This window comes from Chryseobacterium sp. CFS2 (assembly GCF_036543225.1).
GTDB classification, from domain to species: domain Bacteria; phylum Bacteroidota; class Bacteroidia; order Flavobacteriales; family Weeksellaceae; genus Chryseobacterium; species Chryseobacterium culicis_A.
In genome coordinates this window covers 84,332-110,523 of the sequence record NZ_JAZHQU010000004.1, presented here as the reverse complement: position 1 = coordinate 110,523, position 26,192 = coordinate 84,332, and the positions used below count along the sequence as shown (strand labels likewise).

At 35.3% G+C, this 26,192-nt stretch carries 28 protein-coding genes; 10 read left to right on the top strand and 18 right to left on the bottom strand.

Annotated features, from left to right (window positions below; all coding sequences use genetic code 11):
* Positions 1 to 27 precede the first annotated feature (27 nt).
* Positions 28 to 1,239, bottom strand: a complete 1,212-nt coding sequence (locus tag ODR02_RS10505) for a winged helix-turn-helix domain-containing protein (protein ID WP_309512406.1) — start codon at positions 1,237 to 1,239, stop codon at positions 28 to 30.
* A 111-nt stretch (positions 1,240 to 1,350) separates the two neighbouring features.
* Entirely contained in the window at positions 1,351 to 2,298 is a 948-nt protein-coding gene (locus ODR02_RS10500; protein ID WP_209783801.1) for a beta-1,6-N-acetylglucosaminyltransferase, read from the bottom strand.
* A 429-nt stretch (positions 2,299 to 2,727) separates the two neighbouring features.
* Between ODR02_RS10500 and ODR02_RS10495 the strand changes: the two genes are divergently transcribed.
* The 3 genes from ODR02_RS10495 (at position 2,728) to ODR02_RS10485 (ending at position 4,512) form a co-directional block, all read left to right on the top strand.
* Positions 2,728 to 3,459 carry a DEAD/DEAH box helicase gene (locus ODR02_RS10495; protein WP_309512405.1) on the top strand — a complete coding sequence of 244 codons (732 nt, stop codon included), beginning with the start codon at positions 2,728 to 2,730 and terminating at the stop codon, positions 3,457 to 3,459.
* Positions 3,460 to 3,513: 54 nt separating this feature from the next.
* Positions 3,514 to 3,708 (top strand): cold-shock protein, encoded by a 195-nt coding sequence (locus ODR02_RS10490; RefSeq protein WP_209783802.1) that lies wholly within the window; start codon positions 3,514 to 3,516, stop codon positions 3,706 to 3,708.
* A gap of 345 nt (positions 3,709 to 4,053) precedes the next feature.
* Positions 4,054 to 4,512 (top strand): MaoC family dehydratase, encoded by a 459-nt coding sequence (locus tag ODR02_RS10485; RefSeq protein WP_309512404.1) that lies wholly within the window; start codon positions 4,054 to 4,056, stop codon positions 4,510 to 4,512.
* A gap of 89 nt (positions 4,513 to 4,601) precedes the next feature.
* On the opposite strand, the gene ODR02_RS10480 is transcribed toward ODR02_RS10485, so the two are convergent.
* Positions 4,602 to 5,564 carry a zinc-binding dehydrogenase gene (locus ODR02_RS10480; RefSeq protein WP_309512403.1) on the bottom strand — a complete coding sequence of 321 codons (963 nt, stop codon included), beginning with the start codon at positions 5,562 to 5,564 and terminating at the stop codon, positions 4,602 to 4,604.
* Positions 5,565 to 5,620: 56 nt separating this feature from the next.
* On the bottom strand, positions 5,621 to 6,598 hold the full coding sequence (locus tag ODR02_RS10475; protein WP_309512402.1) for an alpha/beta fold hydrolase: 978 nt from the start codon (positions 6,596 to 6,598) through the stop codon (positions 5,621 to 5,623).
* 94 nt (positions 6,599 to 6,692) lie between these two features.
* Between ODR02_RS10475 and ODR02_RS10470 the strand changes: the two genes are divergently transcribed.
* The 4 genes from ODR02_RS10470 (at position 6,693) to ODR02_RS10455 (ending at position 11,076) form a co-directional block, all read left to right on the top strand.
* Positions 6,693 to 7,559, top strand: a complete 867-nt coding sequence (locus ODR02_RS10470; RefSeq protein ID WP_209783806.1) for a LysR family transcriptional regulator — start codon at positions 6,693 to 6,695, stop codon at positions 7,557 to 7,559.
* A 67-nt stretch (positions 7,560 to 7,626) separates the two neighbouring features.
* A complete protein-coding gene (locus ODR02_RS10465; protein ID WP_209783807.1) occupies positions 7,627 to 8,184 on the top strand; it encodes a Crp/Fnr family transcriptional regulator in 558 nt (185 codons plus the stop codon).
* 77 nt (positions 8,185 to 8,261) lie between these two features.
* Positions 8,262 to 9,065: an SDR family oxidoreductase gene (locus tag ODR02_RS10460; protein WP_309512401.1), complete on the top strand. Its 804-nt coding sequence runs from the start codon at positions 8,262 to 8,264 to the stop codon at positions 9,063 to 9,065.
* Between the two features lie 340 nt (positions 9,066 to 9,405).
* Positions 9,406 to 11,076, top strand: coding sequence for a lamin tail domain-containing protein (locus ODR02_RS10455; protein WP_309512400.1), 1,671 nt, complete (start codon positions 9,406 to 9,408; stop codon positions 11,074 to 11,076).
* A 150-nt stretch (positions 11,077 to 11,226) separates the two neighbouring features.
* Here ODR02_RS10455 and ODR02_RS10450 read toward each other — a convergent pair whose 3' ends face one another.
* The 3 genes from ODR02_RS10450 to ODR02_RS10440 form a co-directional block, all read right to left on the bottom strand.
* On the bottom strand, positions 11,227 to 11,694 hold the full coding sequence (locus ODR02_RS10450; protein ID WP_309512399.1) for a hypothetical protein: 468 nt from the start codon (positions 11,692 to 11,694) through the stop codon (positions 11,227 to 11,229).
* 537 nt (positions 11,695 to 12,231) lie between these two features.
* On the bottom strand, positions 12,232 to 12,438 hold the full coding sequence (locus tag ODR02_RS10445) for a hypothetical protein (protein WP_309512398.1): 207 nt from the start codon (positions 12,436 to 12,438) through the stop codon (positions 12,232 to 12,234).
* Between the two features lie 155 nt (positions 12,439 to 12,593).
* Complete coding sequence (locus tag ODR02_RS10440; RefSeq protein WP_223599557.1) at positions 12,594 to 12,740, bottom strand: hypothetical protein; 147 nt, start codon at positions 12,738 to 12,740, stop codon at positions 12,594 to 12,596.
* A 110-nt stretch (positions 12,741 to 12,850) separates the two neighbouring features.
* Between ODR02_RS10440 and ODR02_RS10435 the strand changes: the two genes are divergently transcribed.
* Positions 12,851 to 13,675, top strand: coding sequence for a hypothetical protein (locus ODR02_RS10435; protein WP_309512397.1), 825 nt, complete (start codon positions 12,851 to 12,853; stop codon positions 13,673 to 13,675).
* A 254-nt stretch (positions 13,676 to 13,929) separates the two neighbouring features.
* On the opposite strand, the gene ODR02_RS10430 is transcribed toward ODR02_RS10435, so the two are convergent.
* On the bottom strand, positions 13,930 to 16,329 hold the full coding sequence (locus ODR02_RS10430) for a hypothetical protein (RefSeq protein ID WP_309512396.1): 2,400 nt from the start codon (positions 16,327 to 16,329) through the stop codon (positions 13,930 to 13,932).
* Positions 16,330 to 16,810: 481 nt separating this feature from the next.
* Between ODR02_RS10430 and ODR02_RS10425 the strand changes: the two genes are divergently transcribed.
* Both ODR02_RS10425 and ODR02_RS10420 read left to right on the top strand, forming a co-directional pair.
* Complete coding sequence (locus ODR02_RS10425; RefSeq protein WP_309512395.1) at positions 16,811 to 18,721, top strand: amidohydrolase; 1,911 nt, start codon at positions 16,811 to 16,813, stop codon at positions 18,719 to 18,721.
* A 239-nt stretch (positions 18,722 to 18,960) separates the two neighbouring features.
* A complete protein-coding gene (locus tag ODR02_RS10420; protein WP_309512394.1) occupies positions 18,961 to 19,434 on the top strand; it encodes a hypothetical protein in 474 nt (157 codons plus the stop codon).
* A 56-nt stretch (positions 19,435 to 19,490) separates the two neighbouring features.
* Here ODR02_RS10420 and ODR02_RS10415 read toward each other — a convergent pair whose 3' ends face one another.
* The 10 genes from ODR02_RS10415 to ODR02_RS10370 all read right to left on the bottom strand — a co-directional run bounded on the left by ODR02_RS10415 (position 19,491) and on the right by ODR02_RS10370 (position 26,015).
* The gene (locus ODR02_RS10415; RefSeq protein WP_209783817.1) at positions 19,491 to 20,339 is read right to left on the bottom strand and encodes a hypothetical protein; all 849 of its coding nucleotides are present in this window, start codon (positions 20,337 to 20,339) and stop codon (positions 19,491 to 19,493) included.
* Positions 20,339 to 20,920, bottom strand: a complete 582-nt coding sequence (locus ODR02_RS10410) for a hypothetical protein (protein ID WP_209783818.1) — start codon at positions 20,918 to 20,920, stop codon at positions 20,339 to 20,341. Before ODR02_RS10410 ends, ODR02_RS10415 begins: the two co-directional genes overlap by 1 nt.
* Positions 20,921 to 21,048: 128 nt before the next feature.
* Positions 21,049 to 21,375, bottom strand: coding sequence for a hypothetical protein (locus tag ODR02_RS10405; protein ID WP_309512393.1), 327 nt, complete (start codon positions 21,373 to 21,375; stop codon positions 21,049 to 21,051).
* Between the two features lie 19 nt (positions 21,376 to 21,394).
* Entirely contained in the window at positions 21,395 to 21,721 is a 327-nt protein-coding gene (locus tag ODR02_RS10400) for a hypothetical protein (protein ID WP_309512392.1), read from the bottom strand.
* 19 nt (positions 21,722 to 21,740) lie between these two features.
* Positions 21,741 to 22,058, bottom strand: coding sequence for a hypothetical protein (locus ODR02_RS10395; RefSeq protein WP_309512391.1), 318 nt, complete (start codon positions 22,056 to 22,058; stop codon positions 21,741 to 21,743).
* A gap of 69 nt (positions 22,059 to 22,127) precedes the next feature.
* Complete coding sequence (locus tag ODR02_RS10390) at positions 22,128 to 23,381, bottom strand: alpha/beta hydrolase (RefSeq protein ID WP_309512390.1); 1,254 nt, start codon at positions 23,379 to 23,381, stop codon at positions 22,128 to 22,130.
* Between the two features lie 10 nt (positions 23,382 to 23,391).
* Positions 23,392 to 23,706, bottom strand: a complete 315-nt coding sequence (locus ODR02_RS10385) for a DUF1648 domain-containing protein (protein ID WP_209783823.1) — start codon at positions 23,704 to 23,706, stop codon at positions 23,392 to 23,394.
* Between the two features lie 26 nt (positions 23,707 to 23,732).
* Positions 23,733 to 24,635, bottom strand: coding sequence for a sporulation-delaying protein SdpB family protein (locus ODR02_RS10380; RefSeq protein ID WP_209783824.1), 903 nt, complete (start codon positions 24,633 to 24,635; stop codon positions 23,733 to 23,735).
* Positions 24,623 to 25,195, bottom strand: coding sequence for an SdpA family antimicrobial peptide system protein (locus ODR02_RS10375; protein ID WP_209783825.1), 573 nt, complete (start codon positions 25,193 to 25,195; stop codon positions 24,623 to 24,625). Before ODR02_RS10375 ends, ODR02_RS10380 begins: the two co-directional genes overlap by 13 nt.
* Positions 25,179 to 26,015, bottom strand: coding sequence for a hypothetical protein (locus ODR02_RS10370; RefSeq protein WP_209783826.1), 837 nt, complete (start codon positions 26,013 to 26,015; stop codon positions 25,179 to 25,181). The genes ODR02_RS10375 and ODR02_RS10370 overlap by 17 nt, the downstream gene beginning before the upstream one ends.
* Between the last annotated feature and the right edge of the window lie 177 nt (positions 26,016 to 26,192).

Here is a 26,192-nt window from a genome sequence, read left to right as displayed (position 1 = left end):
TAATAGAAACATTCAGATAAGCAGCTATTACTTTTTAAACTTTAATCCGGACAATTCTTTTTTCACGGGAGCATTCAGTTTTGATGGACTTACTTTTGTCAAAGTCAAAGATTCACAGCCATTAAAAACAGCAAAACGTTTTATAGTTTCTGCGAAAGGTTTTAGCCACAATTCAATATCCAAAGTATTGTTTTCAATATGTAAATGAATGAGCTCCAGTTTTTTTTCTTTTCTGTGAGCTTTGCAGTCAACTCTTCCTATGAATTGGTCACCATACAGAATGGGCAGACAGAAGTAACCGTATTGTCTTTTTTCTTTTGGCGTATAACATTCCAGCCGGAAATCAAAATCAAAAATCTGCCTGATTCTATCCCTATGGATAATAGAATTGTCAAACGGAGACAGCAGATGTATATTGGAATCTTTCAGGTCAAATGTCTTTTCAAAAACATCATTCTGAATAAAAGCAGAAGAGAGTCCTTCTATTTTGACCTGAGATATTTCCCCTTTATCCAGCATAGTTTTTAAAACGGTATTGACATTCTTTTTTAAGTCGTTTCCTTTCCGAAGGTGGGTAATCTGCTTTACCGTTGTCAATCCATAGGCACGCAGATTGGTTTTTACCAGATATTCTGCAAACTCAAGTGGAGTAGGTTCCGTGGTATCAATAAAAGAAGGCAGAACCCTTTCAGCGAGATCATATGTTTTCTGCATTCCGGAACGTCCGCTGATCATCAGATCTCCCTGCATGAAAAGTCTTTCCAGCGCTAATTTGGCAGGCTTCCAATTCCACCAGCTTCCGGCTTTATGGCTTTCATTTTCAAAATCTCTGGCTCTTTTAGGTCCTTCATTGCGGATAGTGTCCATGACATATTCCATCACTTTAGGATCTGCATTGTAGTAACGGGATTCTCCTCTTTTGATCGTCAGCATTTGGGGTAAAACATACCGGAAATCCTGCATGGGAAGATAGGAAGCAGCATGGAACCAATATTCAAATACTTTACGGTCTTCCACCAGTTCTTCCAGATAATCTGTCTGAAAATCGGGGATTCTTGTCCAAAGCGTATGATGATGGGCTCGTTCCACCATCGATAAAGTATCAATCTGAATATATCCAAGATGTTCCACTGCATTCAAAACTGCAGTTTTTCCAGTTCCGAACGGCGTACTATGTATTAATCCCTGACAGTCTAAAGTGGCAAGCTTTACATGTTCCGGAGTCAGCTTCTTTTCCATATTGTAATTCCAAGAAAACAGATTTTATGATGTTTCTTTCAAATATAATGATTTAGCAGAAAAGCAGTAAAGAGTATCTGTCTTAAGCATATTGGGGATGAAGTTCAAAAATCAGTTGTTTTGACGGTTATTTCTTTTCAATTCTCTTTCTACTTCATTTACATAAGGAAGGGGAGTAAGATAGCTGTCTTCAATGTATTTTCTGATACTTTCATCTGTTTTTTTGTTAACCTTTCTGATGAAAAGCTGATTGCCGGATTTTAATGATTGAATATAATTGAATGTATTCTGGGTATTTTGAAAAAAGGAGGTCTCAAGTACCGCTCTTTTATCATCATTGACAATAATATCATTGAATGATGTATTCATAAGAACAGTCTGGAAAAATGAATCTGCAGGTAAAAAAGTATGAAGATAATAGTCTTCAAAATCCATTACAGTTTTGTTGTTTGTTAAAAATAAGCAGGTTTCTCTTGTAAACATAAACCATTTGCCACCTATATAGGGTATTACATTTTTCATAAAAGATCTTTTGTAGATGAAAGATGAAATAACATAAGCCAATTCTGTAAAGTGATTTTGTATTCTTTGCAGCGTGTCTGGTCTGTAAAACTTCTGATCATAATAAAAAAGATAATTCCTGCCTTTATTGGTGGTAAGAAATTTACGGATAATATTTTGTGATTTCAGTGGATAATCTTCACCGCTCAGATTAATAAAATAATCCCATTCTTTGCTTACATTCAGGAGGAATTCCATAGCGTTCAATTCTGCCTGAACGATGTTGAAACCTCCCGAAACTATATTTATACTGTCCAGAATATAAACATTGGGAAAATGAACGATATAAAGCTGTATTTCTTCAATGAACTCTTGTTTTGCTTTTTTATCAATATGGATAAGATAAAACTGATCCCTGGTATAGATCTTCTGAAACATATTTTTAAATATTTCAGGTTTATGATGTATCATAATGAAATAAGCAATTCTTACATGAAGGCCTGTATGGGACTCTAATGTTCTGGGGGAAGGGCTGGGTAAGGGAAAAGAAGTTTGCATATTCCGGAGTTTAAAATCATCCGCGTCAGCAAACAATTCGTTTAATTTGCAGAAGGTACGAATAAATTTTTGATAATCAGTTAATTATATAAGGTGATGTTCGTTTTTTTTATTGTAGGTTTGCAGAACATTTATAAAAACAGGTCACTGCCTTTGCTATTCTGTCATAGTTTAAAATCACTTTTTTCTTTCAGTTTTGCTTTTTCAGCTACCAATTTATAGCCTTTGTTTTCATAATGGAAATAAGAGATTATAAAGTTCTATTGTAGATAAGAGCGACACGTTATTGCCGGGCCATCCGTAATATAGATAAAAATATTATTGTAGCTGAGGCAAGAGAAAGATGAACAGAAAAGAATACTCTTTTGTTTGTCATTATAATACACCGATTCAAATTCTGATCAACAGATTTGTTTTAAGATACCGGGAATGCCGGAATTTATAATGAATTTTAAAAATTTAAATCTAATTAATCCTATTATCCGTGCAGTGACAGAAGCCGGATATTCCAGACCTACTGAAATACAGTACTCTGCAATTCCGCATATTTTGGCAGGAAGGGATATTGTAGTGTCTGCACAGACAGGTGCTGGAAAAACAGCTGCATTTGCTATGCCTATTTTACAGTTGCTGAAAAGACAAACTCCGGATCATAAAGAAATACGAACTTTAATACTTACACCAACTCAGGAACTGGCCATACAGATAGAAGAGAATTTTAAAATCTATAGTAAATATTTACCATTGTCTCTGCTTTCTGTTTATGAAGGGGTTTCCATTGGTAGCCATCTTGCAGCACTAAGAAAAAGAGTAGATATTCTTGTGGCAACACCCGGAGGATTGCTTGATGTAGAAAATCAGAGACATATTGATCTTTCTAAAATTGAGCTGTTTGTTTTAGATGATACCGATAAAATGCTTGATATGGGACTCACTAATCATATAAAAAAAATATTGAATCTGGTTTCTCATAGAAGACAAAACCTGCTTTTTTCTGCTACAATGCCGGGAAGTTTAAAATATTTCGCCAAAACAATCCTGAACAATCCTGTAGAGATTATTGCAGGTCCTGCATCTTCAATACCACAAACGGTGAAGCTCCCGGATCTTAAAAATATTCAACCGCTGATAGGAAACACAATGCCTGTCAGTATATCATAAATAAAATCTGTAACGTTTACAGATTATAATACACAATTTTTAATAACAATTACAATGCAAGAAGGCACCGTAAAATTTTTTAATGAAGCAAAAGGCTTCGGTTTTATTACTCCGGCAGACGGAAGTAAAGACATATTTGTACATTCTTCAGGATTAAACACAAGAGTAATCCGCGAGAATGATAAAGTAGCTTTTGATGTACAAAAAAGTGATAAAGGTTTAAATGCTGTTAACGTAAAGTTAGCTTAATTTAAAATCTTAATTGCAGGTATATTAGAAAAATATTTTGCCATATCAAGTCTCATATTTTTATAAGTTCAAAATTTCATGGAACTTAGTATATCTGGATATATTGTTTGAAAGAACATTGATGTAATGTAAATTACTTTTTATTTTCATTATGTTCATTAGCCTCTTACTTTTACGTAAGAGGTTTTTAGAGATTTAAAAAAATAAGGAAGCAATTGGTCTGAATATTGACAGACTAAGGCCGGATGCCTGGAAAATAAATATGCAGAGTTGATATACACTCGGCTACGGTGATAATCATTGAGCTATACATATTGTAATCCCTCAAAAGGTTCAGAAAAAGATATGATTATTATTAATAATTTTAATGAATATAAGTCTCTTGAAGGGCAGGTATTGGGATATTCTGCCTGGCATTTGATAGATCAGGATCAGATCGATAGATTTGCAAATGCTACATTAGATAACCAGTGGATTCATACTGATCAGGAAAAAGCGGAAAGAGAAGGGCCATTTAAGTCAACAATTGCTCATGGTTATTTAACTTTATCATTGATCCCTTATCTCTGGAAACAGATTGCAGATGTAAGAAATGTAAAAATGGAGATCAACTACGGAATAGAAAATCTTAAATTCGGAGAAGCTGTGCTGGTAAATAGTGCTGTGAAGCTGAAGGCTACGGTAAAATCTGTGATTGATCTTAGGGGAACTATTAAAGTAATCGTAGAAGCTCAACTGCTAATTAAAGATCGTACAAAGCCCGCTTATATAGGTGATGTCATTTTCCTTTATCATTTTTTATAAAGATGAATCTCCTTTCAGAGAATATAAAAATTTGAAAGCATTATTGAATTCAATGATGCTTTCAAATTTTATGACCTTATTATAAATAATTACACGGTCAATACAATTTTTCCTAATAAAGGTCTGTCTCTTTTCGAATCCTCAATTCTTTGATGAGCTTTTTGGACATCTTCAAGTGAATATATGCTGTCTATAACAGGTTTTACATGTCCGGATTCAATTAATTCAGTGATATGGTGAAGTTCATCCCTGCTTTGTCGGGTAAAAACAAAATGATACGTCGCATTCTTTTCCCAGGCATTGATGAGGTTTTGAGGCTGTGGAATATCAACGAGTGTTACTACAGAACCGTAATCTGCTAATGCAAGCGGACTGTCTGAAAGGGTAGTTCCTCCCACAGTGTCGATGATTACATTAACACCCTTTCCATTCGTATGTGTTTTGATTTCCTCAATATAATTTTCCTTATGATGATCAATTACAACATCAGCTCCAAGATTTTTTAGTTTTTCATGTAAAATACTTTGCCCGGTGGTATAAACAAAAGCACCCAATGATTTAGCAACCTGTATGGCCAATGTTCCTACACCTCCGGCACCACCAAGGATAAGAATACGGTCGCCCTTTTTCAATTGAGCCCTTACCACAAGCATTTCCCAAACTGTCCCTCCAATAAGGGGAATAGAAGCGGCTTCCTCATAGCTGATAGTATCCGGCATTCTGGATAATGAAGACTCATCGGTAAGATGATACTCGGAATAGCTGCCCGAACTTCCAAAACGCGGGGAATAATACACCTTATCACCAGGTTTCCATTTTTTAACGGATTCACCTACAGCTATAATATCACCGGCAATATCATGCCCTGTTATTATAGGCAGATCGAAAAGTGATGCATAATCACCTCTTCTGATCTGATAATCCAGCGGGTTAATAGAGGTTGCTTTTACTTTTACCAGTACCTGAGACGGATCTTTTATAACAGGATCAGGCATTTCCGTAAGCTGCAGAACTTCCGGTCCGCCATAGTTTGTAATGAGAATTGTTTTCATAGTGAGATATTTCTCTTATTCTTTTTTTAAGGAAAATGATTTTCTGATTATAGATTTTATCGGGGTAATGTTCCCATAAATTCAAAGATTTCAGCACCTATTTCTGCTGCATTTGTTTCCAGGGCAAAATGTCCCGTATCATAAAACTTTAATTTCGCATCCGGTACATCTTTTTTATAGGTTTCAGCTCCGGCAGGAAGAAAATAAGGATCTTTGTTTCCCCACACCAATAATAATTTTGGCTGATATTTTCTGAAATATTCATGGAATTTGGGATATAAAGCCACATTGGTTTTGTAATCTTTTACCAAATCCAGCTGTATCTCTATATTGCCTGGTCTGTCAAGGAATTTCTGATCGAGGGTATACGCTTCCGGGGCAATTAATGAAGGATCAGAAACACCATGCTGATACTGAAACAGGGTAACTTCTTCAGACACAAAGTTTCTTAAGGCAAGACGGTTGGCCTGTGAAGGATCTTTCCAGTATTTCTGGATGGGATTCCATTGATCGCTTAAACCTTCTTCATACGCATTTCCGTTTTGTGAAACGATTCCCGTGATTTTCTCAGGATTATTCATCGCCAGACGTAACCCTACCGGAGCTCCGTAATCAAAGATATAAACGGCAAAACGTTTCATCTCCAGCTTGTCTACAAAGGCCTGTACCGTTCCAGCAAGATTGTCGAATGTATAAGAGAACCTATTATGATCCGGAGCATCAGAATAACCGAATCCCGGAAGATCCGGCGCAATTACATGGTATTTTTTGCTCAAAATCGGGATCAGATTTCTGAACATATGAGATGAGGTAGGATATCCGTGGAGAAGAAGGATCGTGGGAGCATCGGCTGGGCCGGCCTCTCTGTAAAACAGGTTAAGATCATTTACTTTGATGTTGCGATAATGAATAGGATAGTTTTCCATAATGTGATTGTTTGAATGTAATTTTTGATTGGACTGTGCCATGGTCATCGTACCTGTGAATAAGGCAACAGATAAACCTGCAATGAATTGTCTTGAAATTATTTTCATTTATTTTTTTTGATAGTTCAAAATTAATACGGATATTTGATTATTAAAAACGATTAATTATAATGATTTAAATCACTAATAATGATTAATTGAAATGAATATACACGATTTAAAAATATTTGAAGCCGTAGCAGAAACGGGAAGTTTTACAAAAGCAGCCTCTGTCATGTTTACCGTCCAGTCCAATGTTACAGCAAGAATAAAAAGTCTTGAAGATGAGTTTAATACCAAGCTTTTTTCACGTACCTCAAGAAAAGTAGAGCTTACATCTGAAGGCATGATCCTGATGCAGTATTCTAAACAGATTCAGCATTTGGTGGAAGAAGCAAAAAACAATATTCTGAGCGGTGACAACATCCGGGGATGCCTGAAAATAGGCTGTATAGAAACAACAATGGCATTAAAAGTTCCGGAAATCCTCAATACTTTTGATGAGAAATACCCTGGTATTGAGCTGGAGTTTAAGTCAGATACCAGAGATTCGGTACTGTCTGATGTTTTGGAATACAGGCTTGATGCAGCCTTTGTTTCTGCCCCTGTGAATGCCAAAGGACTGGAGAAAATCTGTATTAAGGAAGAACAGCTTGTGATTCTGGCTTCCTCAAAAGGCCCGAATCTGCAGACACTCATCGCCAATGAACCCCTGAAAATAGTGGTATTTGATGAAGGCTGTATTTTCAGGGAACGATTAGAATCCTGGCTGAGCCATAAAGGAATTCTTAATTATAAAAGTACGGTCCTGAATTCTATTGAAGGAGTCATTAACTTTGTGGAAGCAGGCCTGGGAGTCAGCATATTGCCGGAGGAAGTGGTTAATCAATATTATGCAGGAAGAGGCATTAAGACGTATGGACTGAACAAACAGCTGGGAACGATGAATACGATTCTTGTTTTCAGAAAAGACGGGCCACAGTCCAAGGCTCTGCAGTGTTTTATTGATATGCATTCTCAATTATTATAATTCTTCTCCAACTTGCTTTTTACCAAATGGTAAATATTCTACCCTAAGTATTGCTAACTTTGTCATAATGAAAGAGTTTATAGAATATATCCTGCAGTTCGGTCATTTAAACCAGCAACAAATAGACCTTATCACAAGCAAAGCCAAAGAAATTGAGCTGAGCAAAGATGAGTATTTTGCAGAAGCAGGGAAAGTCCTGAGACAGGTAGGTTTTCTTCTCGACGGAATTCTTCGTATCTGTTATTACAACAGCAAAGGAGAAGAAATTACCAAGATTTTTCTGGAAGAGAACCATCTACTTTTTAATCTGAAAAATGTGCCTTCCACAGAATATATACAGGCTGCAACCCATTGCCAGCTGCTTGTGTTTTCTAATCAGGACTGGAAAGATATTTCAGATACGATTATTGACTGGGAAAATATCATTCAGAAAATCACGAATAAAGCACTCGCTCAGAAATTAGAAAGAGTAAGCCCGTTAGTTGCTCAGGATGCTACCACCCGCTATCTGGAATTCATGGAAAAATATCCCACACTGGTTAACCGTATTCCTTTGTCATATATTGCTTCTTATCTTGGGATTACCCAGCAGTCACTCAGCAGAATCAGAAAAAATATCCGGTAAACTGCTTTTTACCAAATGGTAAACAGGTTCTTTTTTTATCGTTGCACATTTGTGATATCAATTTTAAAAAATAAAAAATGAACCCAACGATTTTTATTACAGGTACATCATCAGGATTAGGAAAGGCGGCTGCAAAGCTGTTTGCATCAAAAAACTGGACGGTAATTGCTGCTATGCGGTATCCGGAAAAAGAAACTGAGCTTACAGAGTTTCCCAATATCCATCTCCTGAAATTAGACATCAGCGATCCGAAACAGATTTCCGGAATTGCTTCAGAAGCAGAAAAGATAAGCCCTGTAGATATAGTGCTGAATAACGCCGCCTATGGACTTATGGGACCTTTTGAAGGAACTACCGACGAAGAATTGGCCCAACAGATCAATACTAATTTTTTAGGAACGATACTGGTTACAAAATCATTTCTTCCTTATTTAAGAGCCAGAAAAAAGGGAACAATAATTACGGTAACCTCATCCACAGCCAACATTCCATATCCTTTTGTTTCCGTATATGCTGCAACAAAATCAGCGCTTGAAAAATGGTCAGAAGGCATGAGTTATGAATTGAAAGAGTGGGGGATTAGTATCAAAACAGTGGTTCCTGCTTATATGCAGACTCATTTTGGAAGCAATGCCCAAATGGTTTCCCATCCGGATTACCAGAATGTTTTCAATCAATATATTAAATCGATGAGAGCAGATTCCACTGCGAAACGGGATACTCCTGAAACTATTGCCGATATCGTGTATGAAGCAGCAACAGACCACAAGCAGCAGGTTCATTATATCGCTGGTGATCTGGCAACCGCAGAATATGAATGGCTTAGAAAAGAGGGAATAGAAACTGTATTGGAAACAATGAGCCAGCGGTTTTTGGGCTGATGCATTATTTTCAAAACAATCTGTATTCTTAACGATCTTCATTTTACAACAGGCCTTTCAAACCTGAAAGGCCTGTTGATTTTAAATATGTTTTTTATTTCAACGCGTGAGTATGCTTAAGAGAAAAAGCGAAGATTTTTAAGAAGGTTATTTTTTATACGTAAAAATGCCTATGCGCTACAGTACAAATACTTGGCTTCAAAATCAGAGATTTATACCCTAAAATCCGGTCTTTTTTCATCGTTACTTTGGTATGTTCAAAAGAAGCTTCCAAACCCTGAACAACGGCAGTATCCGAAAAGCCAACAAAAGAGTAGGAACCATACCAAATATTATCATCATGAAAAATCCAGAAAATGTTGCTCCCTTTGTAGAAGCATCACAAATTATTACAGAACTGAAAGACAGAGCCAATGATATTCTTTCCAGTGTTTTAAGTACAGACCTGTCCGCAATCACCATCAATGGCAAAGGAAATTTCCCTTATTACTGGCAGGATCCGTCTAATCTGAAGTTTAATAAGAAAACTTACGATTGGATCTCTTCCAACCTTAGAGCCAATACGGAGCCGGTGCAGCTGGATCAGGTATTTACCAATTACTTTATTGATGCTTTCTCAAAAGTTAACTATTCTTTATCCGTAGAAGATACCGCTGTACTGAATGATGCCCATACAAGAGCTACAGATCAGCAAATGGCTTTACTTAATGCGTGGGTAGCTGCTTATAATACGCTTCCTCCTGCTACCGACACCATGCAGCCTATTGATATCATTATGGATAAAATTGCTACAGAATGGGCGAATCCTGCTACTACTTTGTATCAGATTCAGAAAAGTGATAACCTTGATGCTCTGCTGAACAAGACTCCGGCAAGCGGAAAACCGATTATTCCTGTGCTAGCTAATTATCTGGATGCGCTGGGTGCTACGATCTCTCTGCAGAACAATGTGACGATGAATAACGGCTACTTATCCAAAGCATTAAAGAATGTACAGAATCCTAAAAAAGAAAATGGCGGACTGCTGATGAATGACGACAGTATTTTACCAGCTTTTCAGGTGACAACACCGCTTAGCGATATTTTAAACGGTCTTAAAAATACCGCTCAGACCGCTCAGATTGATATGGAAGTCAGCCGTGAATCTGAAAGCAAGTTCCGGGTTTCCGTAGAGGGAAAAACGGGTTTTTCTATTCCTATCTTTGATTTCTTTACGTTGGGAATTGGTGGCAATGCCAATTATTTCAGTGAAGATATTGCGATAAGTAAAAACTCTATCAAAATATCAATGATGTTTACAGGAGTTACTCTTGTTAACTTTGGACCAACAGATTTTAATATAGCCAGTAATATGTACTGGGCATGGTTTGATCCGATCCGTAAAGCGCAGATCAACAGCAGAGACAAAGAGGAAGAAAAACATATCTCAGGATATAAATTTTCTCCGGATCCGGGTATGAAATTCAATGCCGAAGGACCTTTCGGTTTACTGAACGGGGTGGCGATTTCCAATTATCCTACGGTAGAGATCACTGTAACGGGTGAAGATTATAAGAGTATTCAGAAAACTTTTGAACAGTCTACTTCCGCTACGCTTTCTTTCTTAGGAATTCCTTTGGCGAGTGTTAAAGAATCTACCTATTCTTCTTCTTACTCTGTAGACCAATCAAAATCTACAATTAAGATCACACTCAGTCCTCCGCCAAGTCTGGTTGCGGGTAACAATAGAGATTCCATAGCATGGGTTCTGGGTGCTATTGTGGATTATCCGGCTGAGGTAGGTGATGATGTTGAACTTCTGGATAATGAAGAGTTAGTAGCGAAAGGTGCTTATCCTAACTACCAGCTGTATAAAGATAACTTCGGAACTACCTATTGTTCTATAAAAAAAGTGAAATCTCATGCTGTGGGTGCTACATGGGTAAGTGAATGTCTTGCTGCCCATCCGGGAACAAGCCCGGCAGGAAAACCATGGACAAGCCCTAAGCAATCCGGGGTAATCTGGCCATAAACCAACAAAAAATAATTCATAAAAATAGACTGTCTGAAAAGACAGTCTATTTTGTTAGGTACTATATCAAGATCTTCTTTTATCTGCCTGTGTTCAGTCTTTTTCTGGTCTGAAATAGAGAGACTTTGAAGAATAGTGAAGTTTAAAAAACTATTTGACAAGAAGATAGATTCCAACCCCAATGGCAGCATAAGCCGTAACAGTAAGAATATCAGCAATAGGCTGAGAAAAACGTTTTTCTGCAATTCTTTCGCTATTGATCTGGTTCTTATGGAATTTCAAACTTTTTTTAACATTACGAACAGGGTGTGCTACCAGACTGTCGCCTTCCCATCGGTCAACAATAACTTTATAACTCTTGTTATCCACTTCAATTTTAACATTTTTACCAGCAGCTAATTTCTCCTGAATATTAACCGGAGCAGGTGCCTGCTGGATGTCCAGGCTTTGAGGTGCAGCGGTAGTGTTCATTTGAGGAGCGGTATTATTGGCAATCGCTGTATTCTTTTTAGAGTCCTGCTTATTGCCGCCCGCCGGATCCACTGGCTTTTTTACCTGATAAGTATAGCAACTGGTAAGCGTACATAATATAATGATGAAATAAAGATTCTTTCGCATAAGCCAAATTTAAGAATTAAACGGAATATTTGAGAGTTTCTTTTAAAAGATGATGTTTTTTTGGAAAATTTCTGCTGTTTACAATAGAAAAAGTTTCCCGGTATCATTCTTTGAGGTTTTGGAAAGCTATTTGGGGGTTCTGAAATGCTCCTTTAAGGTCTTTATGTTCTGCCGATAGGTCCGTGATCCATAATTTCTGGTTGGTAAACCCCAAGGGAAGGGTTTTATATGTTTTCGGATGGGTTTAGAACCGCAAAAGAATATTCTGGAACCGTTACATAGGGCTAAAATAAAATAGCAGCGTACTGTTTTTGTCTTTAAAGTGTAAGTCTCATACAAAAGAACTTCGTTTGATATCCTTGTCAAGGTTTTAAACCTTGACAAGGATGAGTTTACCGTACAAAAGATTATTCGAATGAAAAGGATTTTTAGATCATATTATTTTTAGAATAGTGATGTGGCGATAAAATCATACGAAGGAATTTGGGCAATAGAAGGGAAGATCTTTTGAGGAAGAAAGGTTGTAACTACTGTAGTTTATATGTCATTATAAAACTTTTTTCTAAACCAAGTTTTTACATCTTTAAAAAGCTCTAAATGAATATTTTCTAATCTATATATATTTCTATCTAATTCACTGAGTAATTCAAATTGCTTGTTAATATACTCTTGGAAATTAATGTCTTTATGATCATAAAGTTTATTATTTTCCAGATGAGCTTTTCTAATTTCTTTATGTGTCATGCATTTTATAATGGGGTTATTTTTGTTTTTTTGTATAATCTCCTAAATACTTATAGTCGATTATTTTTCAATAGTTTTTATTAATATATATCAATTTAGTACAAGAAGCACGGTTTATATAAAAACAAAAATCCCAGTTTTGCTGGGAAAATTGATCATTTTGAATCTCCGGGTTTGTGCTTATGAGGTTTTAGTTCTGGATGTTTTGGTTTTGTTTCCGGTGTTACTCTTCTTCTTCTGTCTGGGGTTCCGTCAGACTTATCAGGTTTTGGACCAGGTTTAATTGCTTTAATTGTTTCCATAATAAATTTGTTTAACAGACTAAAGTTATCATAAGTTGAGAGTTTTACATTATGGTAATCCGTAATAAAGGTATTATTATCTCATGTATGTTTGTGATTAAAAAACGTATATGATACTAACCTTACTTAATATCTCATTTGGTGTTGGCGAATTTTTTTCAACAATATTTTTAATTTTAATTATTTTATCATTCTCCACATATCTCTACAGGATTTCTAAATATCAGAAGTATCACAAATCTAAATATGCTATTTCATGTCTTTCAATCATGTTAACATTGCATTTAGTTGTATTTCCTTTTTTGTATACCTTAATGCTCAAAAATAATCCGTCAAGTTTTGAATTTAAAACTGCTATTCATGATAATCGAAAACAAATAGTTTTGAATGAATGGACTGAAGACTCTAAGAATATTCCTTATGAGATTAAATATCTTGAAAATATTAAACTCTCAAATAATACAATCCTAAACAGACAATTAAATGAATTAAAGAAATTAACTTTTACAGAAGGTAGTATAATACATTCAGATATTAATTTAAATATTACTGGTAGAGATTTTATGGCGACTGTTTATGTATTTGACAAAAATGGTATTTTAAAAAAGAAGTTAGGTAGAAGTGGAAGCCATGTGGAATTAGACTCTATGAAATTTGGAAGTTTAATTAATAATGATATTAACTACCTTAAAAAGGAACTTAACTATTATAAAGTTAAAAAGACTGAATTAGACAGAAATAATTTTTGGACTTTTGCAACATTACTTCCGTACAGTATATCTTCAATATTTACAGGAAATATGTCTCCTTTAACACCAATCGCTAATATATTATACACTCTTCATTATATCATAATCTATTGTATTGGAATAGGAGTTTTCCTTCATTTTCTAATTGTAAATCTGGAATTAATTATAAGAAACCGAAAATCTTAATTTCGATCCTTTATATTGTGAGACTTCGGAGAGTTGGGGAGAAGTTACTTTAATTTACGATGATTAATACTCTCTATAAGCAAGGATTCAAAAGTATTATTGTCATATTTTGAAGAAGTAAAGATGAAACTAACGAAGTTGATTCTTTCATAAAAACAAACAAATATCTATTCTTTATAACCATCACCACTTCCTTCTTCCAGCTTCCAGCTTCAAAACTAAAAAGCCTTTCAGGAAAACTGAAAGGCTTTTTATTACTTCAAAATCTGCTGGTCATAAAGAATGTTGTCGTCTTCATCAAAGCTTATGATCAGTACTTTATATTGTTTGGCGCTGTCGTTGTTGAAGAATTTAATTCTTGGAGGGACGTAATCGCTGTCAAATAAATTCGGGTTCCAGTAAAGGGTTTCGCGGGTATCACTTTCAATTTTTTCCGGAGCATTATCATCGATCATTTCAATAGGAAATTCTGAAGGTTTATCATATCCTTTGATGATGGATGCATTGTTCTTTGGTGCTTCTTTTTCATTGCTTTTGGATTTCATATTTCCTTTCATGGTATAGACGGCTATGGCATCACCTACCAGTCCTGATCCTTTAATGATTTTTACCATCGCTATATTGCTGATAGGAAGGTTGGCAATCATGGTGGCATCTGTAGATATTTCATCCAAATACAATTTAGCCTGCTGGCCGCGGATAGAGGGAACATTGATTCCTGAACTGTTTCTTTGAAAGGTTAATCCGGCAGTAGCTCTTCCCTGCAGCCAGTCTAATACATTCATTGATCCTCCGGTATGCTGGTTTTCGTTCACAAAGTCAAATATGGTGGTATTGACAGAACTGAACATTCCGCTGGACAGTTGTTTATCCAGCTCTTCTGTGGGATCTTTCTTTTTTCCTACCAAAGCAACTTCCTGAATCTGTATTTCAGCACTTTCTTTCTTTTTAATATTTTTTTGGGTGTTGATGGCTCTGGAAATTTTGGGAGAAACCGTCTTATTTTTATCTGTCTTTACCAATGTGTATTTGGTAGCAGGGAAGTTACCTTTAAATGGTGTGGGCGTAACTAACGGCTCTATGGTGACAAACAAATCATCCTTCCCTGATTCTTTGTTTTCTGAATTTACAAAGAATGATACGTCTAAAGGTTCATCATTATTGAGATTATTTAAATAAATATATCCGTTTTGATCTGTTTTAAACTGATTAAAGCTAGGCGTATTTTTACCCAATCTCAATATTAAATTGACAGTGGTGTTCACCAGCATTGTATTGTTTTTAATAGGTTTTACCCTGTAGGAAAGATATTGCTCAGATTTGGTCTTAATAGAGGGTGCTGATCCACTGAGTGCAGAATTCCAGTCGAATCTTTTCCAGTTTTCAGAAATAAGCAGGGCATCAAGAGCCTCACTGTTGGCATTCCTGGAGAAATATTGTGCAGGGTTGTCTATTCTTGAGGTGAAATCTCCTGTCAACCAAAGTCCACTCAGGATATTTTCTTCTTCCGGAGTTTGAGTGCCATCATCTTCGCTTACGAGAACCGTATAATTTTTAAAATAAGACTCTGGAGAAAGGTCAATGCTGTTGAATGCTCTTGGCGTTGTTTTTAAGCTCTGGCCTATTATTTCCGCTTTCTCAATCTTTAAATTGCCGGGCTTGATAAAGCAAAGCCTTTTTGCTACAACGTTATCCTGTTCATCAAAAATAACCAACTGTAAAATACCGTTCGCTCCGTTACTTATTTTGGTAGGAATAAGACTGGATGCTTCATTGGTTAATTGATTGATATTCGCTCTGTAGGCAAGGTGGTTATTGATCATTCCGACAATTTTATAACCCTGAAGCTGTTGTTTCAGATTAACACCTTTAAGAGCATATTTTATCCCTTCTTTAGTACTGGAAACTTCAATATTAAGGCCGCTATCTGCAACCTGTGGCAGATCTATGGTTTGACTTTTCCCCGTATTGTCCTGAATAATGGCCTGGTATTTTTTTCCTGAGGCCGGAGTTATTTTAAAAGAGGCCACATTTTTATCAAAAGATTTAAATGTGGTGATTAGAGTATTGGGATTTTGAGAATCTATTATTTTTCCGGACCAGTTTTCCGGCAGTGATGAATTGGATGACAGCCTCACTGCAAATTTTGTAGGCATACCGCTAATGAAAGTTCCGCCTTCGGGAAATGCTTTTGCAGACCAATCGGAATTTTTTGCAATAACTAATGATTCCGCAGAGCCTGGATTATAAACCGGAATGGTTTTTACAATTTGGAAGTCTTCATTAAAATTAGTCATGTAAGGAGTATAAGCTCTTACAAAATAAACCTGTTCGGGAAGATCTTCTTTCAGCTGAAAATCTCCGCTGCCTTCCCCATTGGTCAACAGGATGGTTTTCCAGTCTATTAATTTTTTATCAGCATTGTACAGCTCAACAAATAGGGTAGTAGATAATGGAGAACGGTTATATCCGTCAAATACGAAACTTTTAAACCATATTTTGTCACCGGCAGCATATTGGGATTTGTCGGTAAGTACATATACTTTCTCCTGCTCGTAATTATCCTCAAGATTGGTAATTGCCTTTTCTAATTTGGTTTGTGCCAGTACAGGCTGTACCATTGAAATAAGCAATACACGGAATATATTTTTCATAAGAAATCTCAGCGCATTTTAATTCTTTGCTAATGTAGTCATTTAAAGACTTCGGTAATTGATATTTGACGGGTTATTTCACCAGAAAGAAGTAGGATTGATCCTATTTCAAGAGTGAAAATTTTGAGATACCATGCATGATTAACCATTTCAAGGATTCAGAATGGAATTGTGAATTAAGTAGCAACCTGCTGTAAATTAAAAATTTAGATGTGAATAATTAATCAATGTCAAGTGATAAAATAATTTTTGAACGGATATTTTTATTATTTTTATGAAATAAACTAAAACATGAAAACAAATGAAATTTATTCACATCCCAGTATTTACTTGAGTATAATATTCTAAGAACAATCCTTATTTATTCTCATTATATCATAAGCCTCATCCAATGACAGGCTTGTATTTCTATGTATATCACAATTAAAAATCGATACAAACAGAATTAAACTTACACACACTTTTAAACCCAATTATTCTTATGGAAAAATCACATTCACACACGCATGGCTGCACGCATTGCTCTTGCCACAATCCTGTTCTAGATGTTCTTAAAGAAGAACTCTTCAGTGCAGAAAATATGACCAAAATAAATCCGGGTTCCGGAAAAGCAACCCACGAAAAACCACAAACTCTGATGATCAGCGGAGGAACCATCCGTCCTATGATTGGAGGATCTACAGACACCGTTCCTTCTGTTGGGATTGCAGATGGAAAAGTTGTGGTAACCGGTACAAAAGATCAGGTAGAAGCATATATGAAAGAGAATTATCAGGAATTTCAAAGAAGAGAACTGACCGGTACCCAAACTTTACTTCCTGGTCTGATAGAACCCCATGTTCATATGGTTCCTACGGCAATGATGCATGGCTGGCTGGATCTGAGCCCTTTTGAAGGACAGAATTTAAAAGCTATATACGATTTGGCATCTGTGGGAACAATCATCAACAATCACATTCCTAAAATTCCCGGAGCTGTTATTTTAGGAAGAGGATTAGATCCTTCGCTAATGCCTTTTGAAGATAAAAATGGTAAAAAAGAGCTAATAACGATTGATAATGTAATACTCGATACGATTAATCATGATACCCCAATGATGCTGTTAAGTGCTTCTATGCATACTCTTTATCTGAATACCAAAGCACTGGAGTATGTGTTTAAACATAATTCTGATATCAGTGAAGAGTATAAAACTGTTGATAAATATATCAGTGAAACCAAAGGCCAATTGCAGGAAGGTTTACAGATGACTCCTGCATTGAAGACGGTAAAACTGCAGATCATTGCGATGAGCATAGAGATTAACAGGTATCTTACGAATCTTTTCAATACAGCCAATTCAAGAGGAGTTACTTTTATGTATGATGCGGGTCTGAATAAGGGTTCAGAAGTACTTTTAACCAAATATTTCGAGACTCACCCTGAATGGGTAAGAACAGGCGGGGCATATCTTTGTTCCAATCAGGCAGATGTAGATAATCTTGAGCCTTATCAAGAACCGGAATACTATAAACCTGTATACTACGGACATATTAAAGTGGTTTCAGATGGTTCCAACCAAGGACTCACAGGTTATCAGAGCGCTCCTTACCTGTGTGATCCCGCTAATAATACAGGGGTATTTAATTTTCCGCAGACAGGTATTCCTGCCCATACAATTCCGCCAAGCTATAATACATTAATCAATACGGTGGTGGCTGTAAAAGGCTGGCCGCTAATGGTTCACGCCAATGGAGATCAGGCCGTAACATTTGCTATCAATGCCTATCAGCGTAGTCTTGCTCAATATAAAGGTCGTGAGCTTCGTAACCGTATAGAACACTGTTCGCTGCTGACGGCCGATCAAATTACCAATATGCTTCAGATGGGAGTTTCTCCAAGCTTCCTTATCGGGCATGTAGGCTATTGGGGATATGCTTTTAAGGAAGTGATCTTTGGTGAGAAAGCGCAGATGCTTGACCTTTGCGGATCAACGCTTGCGGCTGGTATGAGAATTACCCTTCATAGCGATAATGAGGTAAGCCCGTTAGGTCCTTTAAGAATGATGGAACAGTCGATTACCAGAATCATGGAAAAGAATCCAACGGAGATTGAAGTGTTAAACAGCGCCGAGCGTCTTACTCCAGAACAGGCTTTGATTGCGGTTACTTATGATGCTGCCTGGCAGTGTTACGCGGATAAATGGGTAGGGTCGTTAAAGGAAGGATACTTTGCAGACTTCGTTATCCTGGATCAGGATCCTCTTTCATTAAATACCCCATCGTTACAATATATGAAAATGAGAGACATTCCGGTATTGGAAACTTGGGTAGGCGGTATCCCTGTGTATGTGAATGATAAGGCTGCAAAAACAGTAACTGAAAAAGATATGCTCTTTTCAGATAATTCATAATCTGTTCTGAAAAGAATTTAAATAATTGCTAATCAATACACGATCAGAGTAGATTATTTCTGCTCTGATTTTTTTGATAGGTCCTAATTTATCATGAAATATTTCGGAAATCATGGCCTGGGTTTTTTCAAAAAGAGGCTTAATATTTCGGTGCGGATCAAGAATATGAAGATAAGCTAAGATATCAATATATTAGTGAGGGCTTTAATCCTCCATTTATGATTAGAAAACCTTAATTTATGGCAATAGTATTTGAAAATATAACAAAATGTCCTTTGTGTAACGATATATTAAATAAAGAGAAGGAATATATTATGACTCCCAATTTAATAACTAATCAACTCGATGAATTTTCTTTGCTTAGTGATGTTGGAATTCATACAGAATGTCTGGATAGGTCTCCACTTAAGAGCAGGCTAATTAAATTTATTGATCAATATGAAAATTCATTAAAGGAGATGAGAAGATTGGCTGATAAATATAATCCGAGAGAGATCATCAATTTTAATTTATTAAGTTCAAATGAGTCTGAACCGCTATACAAATACAATTATTTTGTGATACCTAGACAAAATCTTACGGAATGGAATGAGTACGAAGATTTTATTGAGCATGCAAATGCCTTTTTAAGCGAAGGTAAGTGGAAGGGTGTCAATAGATTTAACTATTTAGAGTATTTTCTCAATACTGTTAAAAATATTTCCAATACATAATCTTTACCATAAAAAATCCGTTTCACCACTGAAACGGATTTTTTTAATCAGTAAGATTAAGACTGAGTAGGTTTTTCATTGTTAAAAGAAAACAGTAAAGTCAGATTCCAAATGATCATTATGGAACTAAAAAAATACAGATTTAATATAAATGCTATTCCCACATGCATCAAAATCGTTAAATATATCCAGTATTTTGAAATTTTTGGCTGCCATACAAAAAAAGGATAGGTAAGCTCTAAAATAACGGTTAACAGTCCAAAAACAGTTAATAAGATAGGAAAATGCCCTAGAAATGTAATGTCATATGTATTGGTAGCGAAAGGTAAATTAATGGCCTTCCATATGTTTTCTCCATTCCACCAGTTGGTGCCAATGATCTTATCAAAACCTGCAAAAAAGTATACGATTGATACATGAATTTGAAATAATCGTTTAAAAGGAGATAATGCGATTGATGACAAATCACGAGGAATGATGGCTAGATAAAAAAGAGACATGCTGGTGAAAAAATCCACGCCATAAGCATAATAAGAGTTACTCTTTACGAGAGCGATTTGTAAAAGAAGAACAACAAGTGCTGATAGGTTTTGTTTGTAGCCTAATAACAACGTACCTAAAGCAGCCAGGAAGAGTATTTTAAATGATAGAATTGTCGTATCAGGGGCAATCCCCATTGTATCAAAAAAAATAATGATTTTGGGTAAATTTATTAAGTAATCCGGAACAAAAATATCCGTTACATTATACCCGATTACCCCTTCATTTACTGAATATAGATTTTTGAAATCAGGTAATATGGATACAAAATGAATGATGATGAGTAAAGATACCGCAATTCTGAAAAAGGTAAGCCAAAAATTGTTATTTTGCTGGGTAAAGAAAAAAGTATAAATTCTGTCCATTATTTAGTATAGGTCATTTCATTAGTTAAAAATAATTCTGTCTTATTCTTGCCTTTTACATAGTCCTGTAATGTTGGGTAGTTGTAAAGATATACTTTGAGATGAACCCCATACTTACCATTATATTGATTATAAATATGCTTTGACATTTCTTTCAGTACGATGTCAATATATTTATTAAACATTTCATTTTTGTCTCCCGTCAGTTTATCAAGAAATAACCTGTTTAAAGAAGTAAAACGAACGCTGGCTTCTTTGGTATTCAATTTAAATTTCTTGCTGTCAACCTTGTTTCCTTGTTTATCCAGCAGGTCGTAAATGATCACAAAATCACTGGATACATTCGTCCCAAAAAAACCATAGCCGGTCTCAAAACCCGTGTAAGAATTAAAAACTCTTAAAGGCTTAATATTATAAACAGAGGTTAGAAAATTGTTTAAAGGAGTATTCTTATCATACTGATAATAATTGCACACACTGTCTACTGTTGTTTTTACAGACGATAACAGGATGATTGAAATTATGGTAAAGGTAATTGTTAAATAAATCTTTTTTCTAAAAGGAAATTCTTGTTTTTTCATAATTATATATAGAATATTCCCGAACAACAGTTTATTGGAAATTAATAAACTATTATTCGAGAATAGTAAAAAAAAACCTTATTGATAACTGATGAACAGCATAGGGTTCAAAAGCTTCAGGCTAACTACTATTTATAGTTATTAATTAAATTTTCAAGTTTTGTATTTTTTCCAGTCCCTAAACCTGTTCCAGTTCCGGTCCCAGGGCCTGATAGAATGATTCCTGTACTTGAATCTGCTGTAACCTGATTATCTAATGTTCCAGGAAAAGCTGTAGCGGATGAACCAATAACGATATTGTTTTTGTAGCCATTTAAATTCTGTATAGAAATTGAATGGTTCTTGTTTCCTGTTGTATTGTTTAGATCCTCAACTCTGCTGGAGTTTACCTGTGAAAATGAAGAGGCAACGATAACGACTAAAGCTGCTGAAAATAGGAATGTACTTTTTTTCATGTTTATTAAGTTTTAAAAATTATTTGTAATGATTAATTAAGTTTTCAAGTTTCGTGTTTTTTCCAGTCCCTAAACCAGTTCCTGTTCCTGTCCCAGGGCCTGATAGAAAATATCCTGTACTTAAATCTGTCGTAGCTAGATTATCTAATGTTCCAGGCATAGCTGTAGCAGATGTACCGGTTATTATATTGTTTTTGTAACCCCTTAGATCTTTTATTGAAATTGAATGGTTCTTGTTTCCTGTTGTATTGTTTAAATCCTCAACTCTGCTGGAGTTTACCTGTGAAAATGAAGAGGCAACGATTACGACTAAAGCTGCTGAAAACAGGAATGTACTTTTTTTCATGTTTATTAAATTTTAAAGGTTATTTATAATCATTGATCAGTTTAGCGAGTTTCGTGTTTTTTCCTGTACCGGTCCCAGTACCTGGTGAAGTGCCTACTACCGCATAATTTTGGGTAACGATAACATCTGTTGTATTAACCTGATTGGTTACAATAGATCCGTCTATGACAACATTTACAATTTGCTTATGGCCTCGTAAATCTTTAACATCAACGATATGTCCTTTTTTGATAGCATTTAAATCTAGATTTTGACCTTTACTAGAGTTAGCATGGGTAAATGAAGATCCCACAATTACTGCTAAAATTGCAGAAAAGAGAATGGTACTTTTTTTCATGTTAAATAGTTATTAGTTTTACTTACTTTCAAATTTTTTGTCGCTGTTTCAGTTTGTCCGACATGCTTGTTATTTTAGAATAAAATTTTTCAAATCCCTTAAAAATACCTCATCCACTTTCCCTTTTACGGTATAGTCTTTTGGAGAAGCGATGCCGGAACCTTTAATGTATAAATGACTTAATCCCGGATACCACTTAAATTCTGCAGAGGTATTATTTTTTAATGCAGTCTTCCAGAGCATAAAATCTTTTTCAGTTACCTGATAATCTCTGTCGCCCTGAGCAAAAAACATAGGCACTTTAATGTGCTTTACTTCTTCTAAAGGGTGGTAATTCTGCAGGTATTTCCAGTAAGCAGCCGGAATTCCCATTGGTAATTCTTCTTTAGGGGTATTTGCATTAAATGTACTGGAATTCAATAGTGAAATCCCTTTCTTCAGATTCTGAATGTTTTCATCTGACACCGCTGAAGCATCAATTTTATGAAGGTATTCAAACTGGTCTAATAATAAATCTTGCAGAGGTCTTGCATTTCCGGATAAGAAAATATATTTGGATACCTCTGCTTTAGAAGCTATTTTGGGCATCAGATAAGCTCCCAGGCTATGGCCTAAAATAATGATCTGGTATCCTTTAAAATCATTATTCTTCTTAAAATAGGCGGAAACATTGACTGCATCGTTGATGGTTTCCTGTTCAGCGGTTGACTGATCATCAAAGCTTGCAGGATAAGAATAGTTTCTTTTATCATATCGGTATGACGAAATTCCATTTTTTAACAGGTATTCCGCAATATCTTTAAAAGGACTGTTTTCTCCTACCGTTTCATTTCGGTCATTCGCTCCGGAACCATGAACAAAAATGACAAGTTTTTTCTTATTGTCTTCAGTCGGCTGCAATAATGTACCCTTTAGTTCTAATCCGTCACTCTTTATTTTTAACGTTGTTTTATCATCTTCCTTAATAAAATCTTTATGAGGCAATACATAAAAACCTATAATCTTATTATGATCAGTAAAAGTGATTTGAATATCAGGTTTTGATTTTTCAAATTCAGAATAATAGTAATAAGTATCTTGTTCATTATTGACTTCAATAACATTTTTAAATTTGCCAAACTGTCCTTCCAGTTGTCCCGGCAGAGATTTTAAAATGTCAATTGGAATTTGCTGGGCAACAGATTCATCAAAAAAATGATGCGTTTTTTCAGCATTTCCTTCAATAAATAAGGCTTGTATGAAATTACTTCCGATTTCCTTTCTACTTTGTGAATAAGTAAAAATAGAGAAGGTAAGAAGACATAAATTGAGATACTTTTTCATTCCTAAAAAATTAAAATACGGTATCTTTAAATAAGACACAAAATATTACCGTGATAATAACAGCGAGCACAACTAAAGATATCTGTATATTCTGGAAAACAGATTCTCTGTTATCATCATTAATCTCAATGGGCAGATTGAGATTTTGCGGAATCTTAATCAAAACCCAAATGAGTAATAATAACAGAACATTCAATCCAATCGTTAAAAATAAATAAATTTTATCTCCATATCCGTCCACATGATCACCATATCCATGAATGGGTATCATTTCGGGGATACGATCATACGTATAGAGCACATAGGCTGTATAAAGTAAAACCATAAGGCACGGAATGCAGAATAATAATTTTATTTTTTTTGAAACCATTTTAATGTGAAATTTTCGTTTGTTGGATACAAATACAGAATTAATGCTGCACTAATCGAGAAGAAGAACGAAAATATCCCATGGAAAATAATGATAAAGAAATGGAATACTAAAGCCACTACCAGAATAGATAATCTGTACTTTCTGCTAGCAAATAACGCTAAAAAAAGTAACAATTCTAAAATCAGTACACCATAGGTTAAACATGTAATAAATAAAGGGTTTCCTAAAAATGGATTTAAAAAATTAAAAGTATCAGGCATCCCAAAATTGGAATGATGAAGCCAATAATAAATAGCAGTTCCATTAGCCCATTCGGGATGTGCAAATTTTCCTACAGAGGCATGGAAGTAGATGATGGCCACCTGCAGACGGATCATATACAGAAAGCAAATCGAAATAAGATTTGTTGCACGATGCTCTTCTTTTTTAGCGTCCCAGTGATTTTTCCTATTATCCAATATACAAATAGGAATGAGAAGCAAAGTCAGAATGGTAGCAATCTGATCACCTCCGTCAATTACTGCTGCAGTATGCAAAAAGCTAAAAGAAATCCACCAATGTAATATGCAGGTTATCTTTTGGAAATAACCACTGATAACGAGGGCTAAAATAATAATTGCGCCCCATTTCATGAAGACCAGATCCTGATTGCCAAGCAAATAAAAAAAGTTGATTTTACTGGCAAACTCATTTTGCAAGGTGGGTATCATAAAGCTGCCAGAGACTTTACGTACAAAAATGGTATCAACCGGATTAATTAAAAGAGTTAATAGTGTTCCCAGTGCGATCAGGCTTCTTGATAAGCCCACAACATTGGTATAAGGTGCATGGGTGAAAGCGAATGCTCTCAGTTTATTTTCAATAGTGTTTAATTTTGACATGTTATTCTTACTTTAATAACTTTGGCGGGCATTCTTGTTTTATACGCTGAGTTACTCCATGCCCATGGAACGATACTATGGTAAACAATTAAATAATCTCCACACAAAATAGGTGATTTTATGAGATTCTTAATGGTAATAAACTGATCTGGAATTTTACCGTAAAGATTTTCATCATAATTCCATGTTGTTTTAGGGAATTTTTTTTTGTCCAGCATAGTGGCAATGATTTCCACTTCCATTGTCATTTTTGATACTTTACGGGATAACCCTATAAAGTTGCTTAGGTTCGCATGTTTCTGGCTAATTTTCTCAAGCTTATTATTTTCAATTTTATAAATATAAACCTGATCTTCTTTTGCCTCCCGGGTAAAAAATGCCCAACCTTGAGGAGCATAGGTGTAAACTTGACTTACATAGTTAAATTTATACTGAATAGGGTTAAAAGGAATACTTGAAATAAGAACAATAATAAATGAAATTATTGCAAATAAACCCAGACACACTGCTAAGGCAGTGTATCTAAGGTTTAAAAACAGGTTTTTAATTTTGTGAAGCATCAGCAATTTCTTGAACAAATAATTCAAATTTTAAATAATCCTCATTCATAACGCTTATTGATTTCCCTTTTCTAGGACTTGTTAGTTTAGGTCCCCACCAAGTAACCCCTAAGTAAATCGCAACAGCTCCCGCAACAGCAAGATTAGCTGTAACTGCAACTGTATTATGAATTGCTAAAGCTGCATAGTAAAAACATGCTACAGCCCACGAGCAAGGAATTGCTTCAACATCATAGTTCTGAGCTAAAAACTTCTGATATTTAACATTTAAATTTTTAAGATCTTCCGGACTGATTTCTCCGCCTTCTGCTACCATGTTCTGTAATTCCTCATCTTGCTCAAGCTTATCCATTATAGGCTGAAACTCAGGTAAGATAATAGCTACATTTTCATAAATATGGATAGATCCATTTTTAATCGCATTTTGGATATTTGAGTTATCACCACTCAATATCTCTTTTTTGAAGTTTTCAAAATAATCGGCATCCTTCGTTTTTACACTTTTAACGAAATTGCTGAATCTCTTGTTAAATAAATCTTTTTGATCAGCAGGCGCAGCATTTACTTTTTCAACGATCTCTTTGTGAGATTCAATGTTTTTGGCAAAATCCCCATACGCAAAGAATATTCCTTCAAATAATTCTTCCCCGGAATATTCTTGGGCCATTTTTGAAGAAAGACCGTTAAGGTTCTTTTCAGTTTTGGAGTTTTCGGGTGAATTCCCTAAAGCATCATCAATGCTGTTTGAGCATGAAGCTAAAAATACGTTTAGTGTAAGTAACACAGAAACCGTACGCAGATTTGTTCTGAATCTTTTCATGGTTAAATAAATTTATTAGTTTTTTGACTGAGCAAATATAAATATTTCAGTGAATATGCAAAAAGTTTATGGGAAAAATATAAGAATAGAGTATAAATTTATTTTTTGTGAACGAAATAAGTAAATGTTTTCAAGATAATAATTCCTATTTCGTATAGGATTTATTTTTGAAAGCAA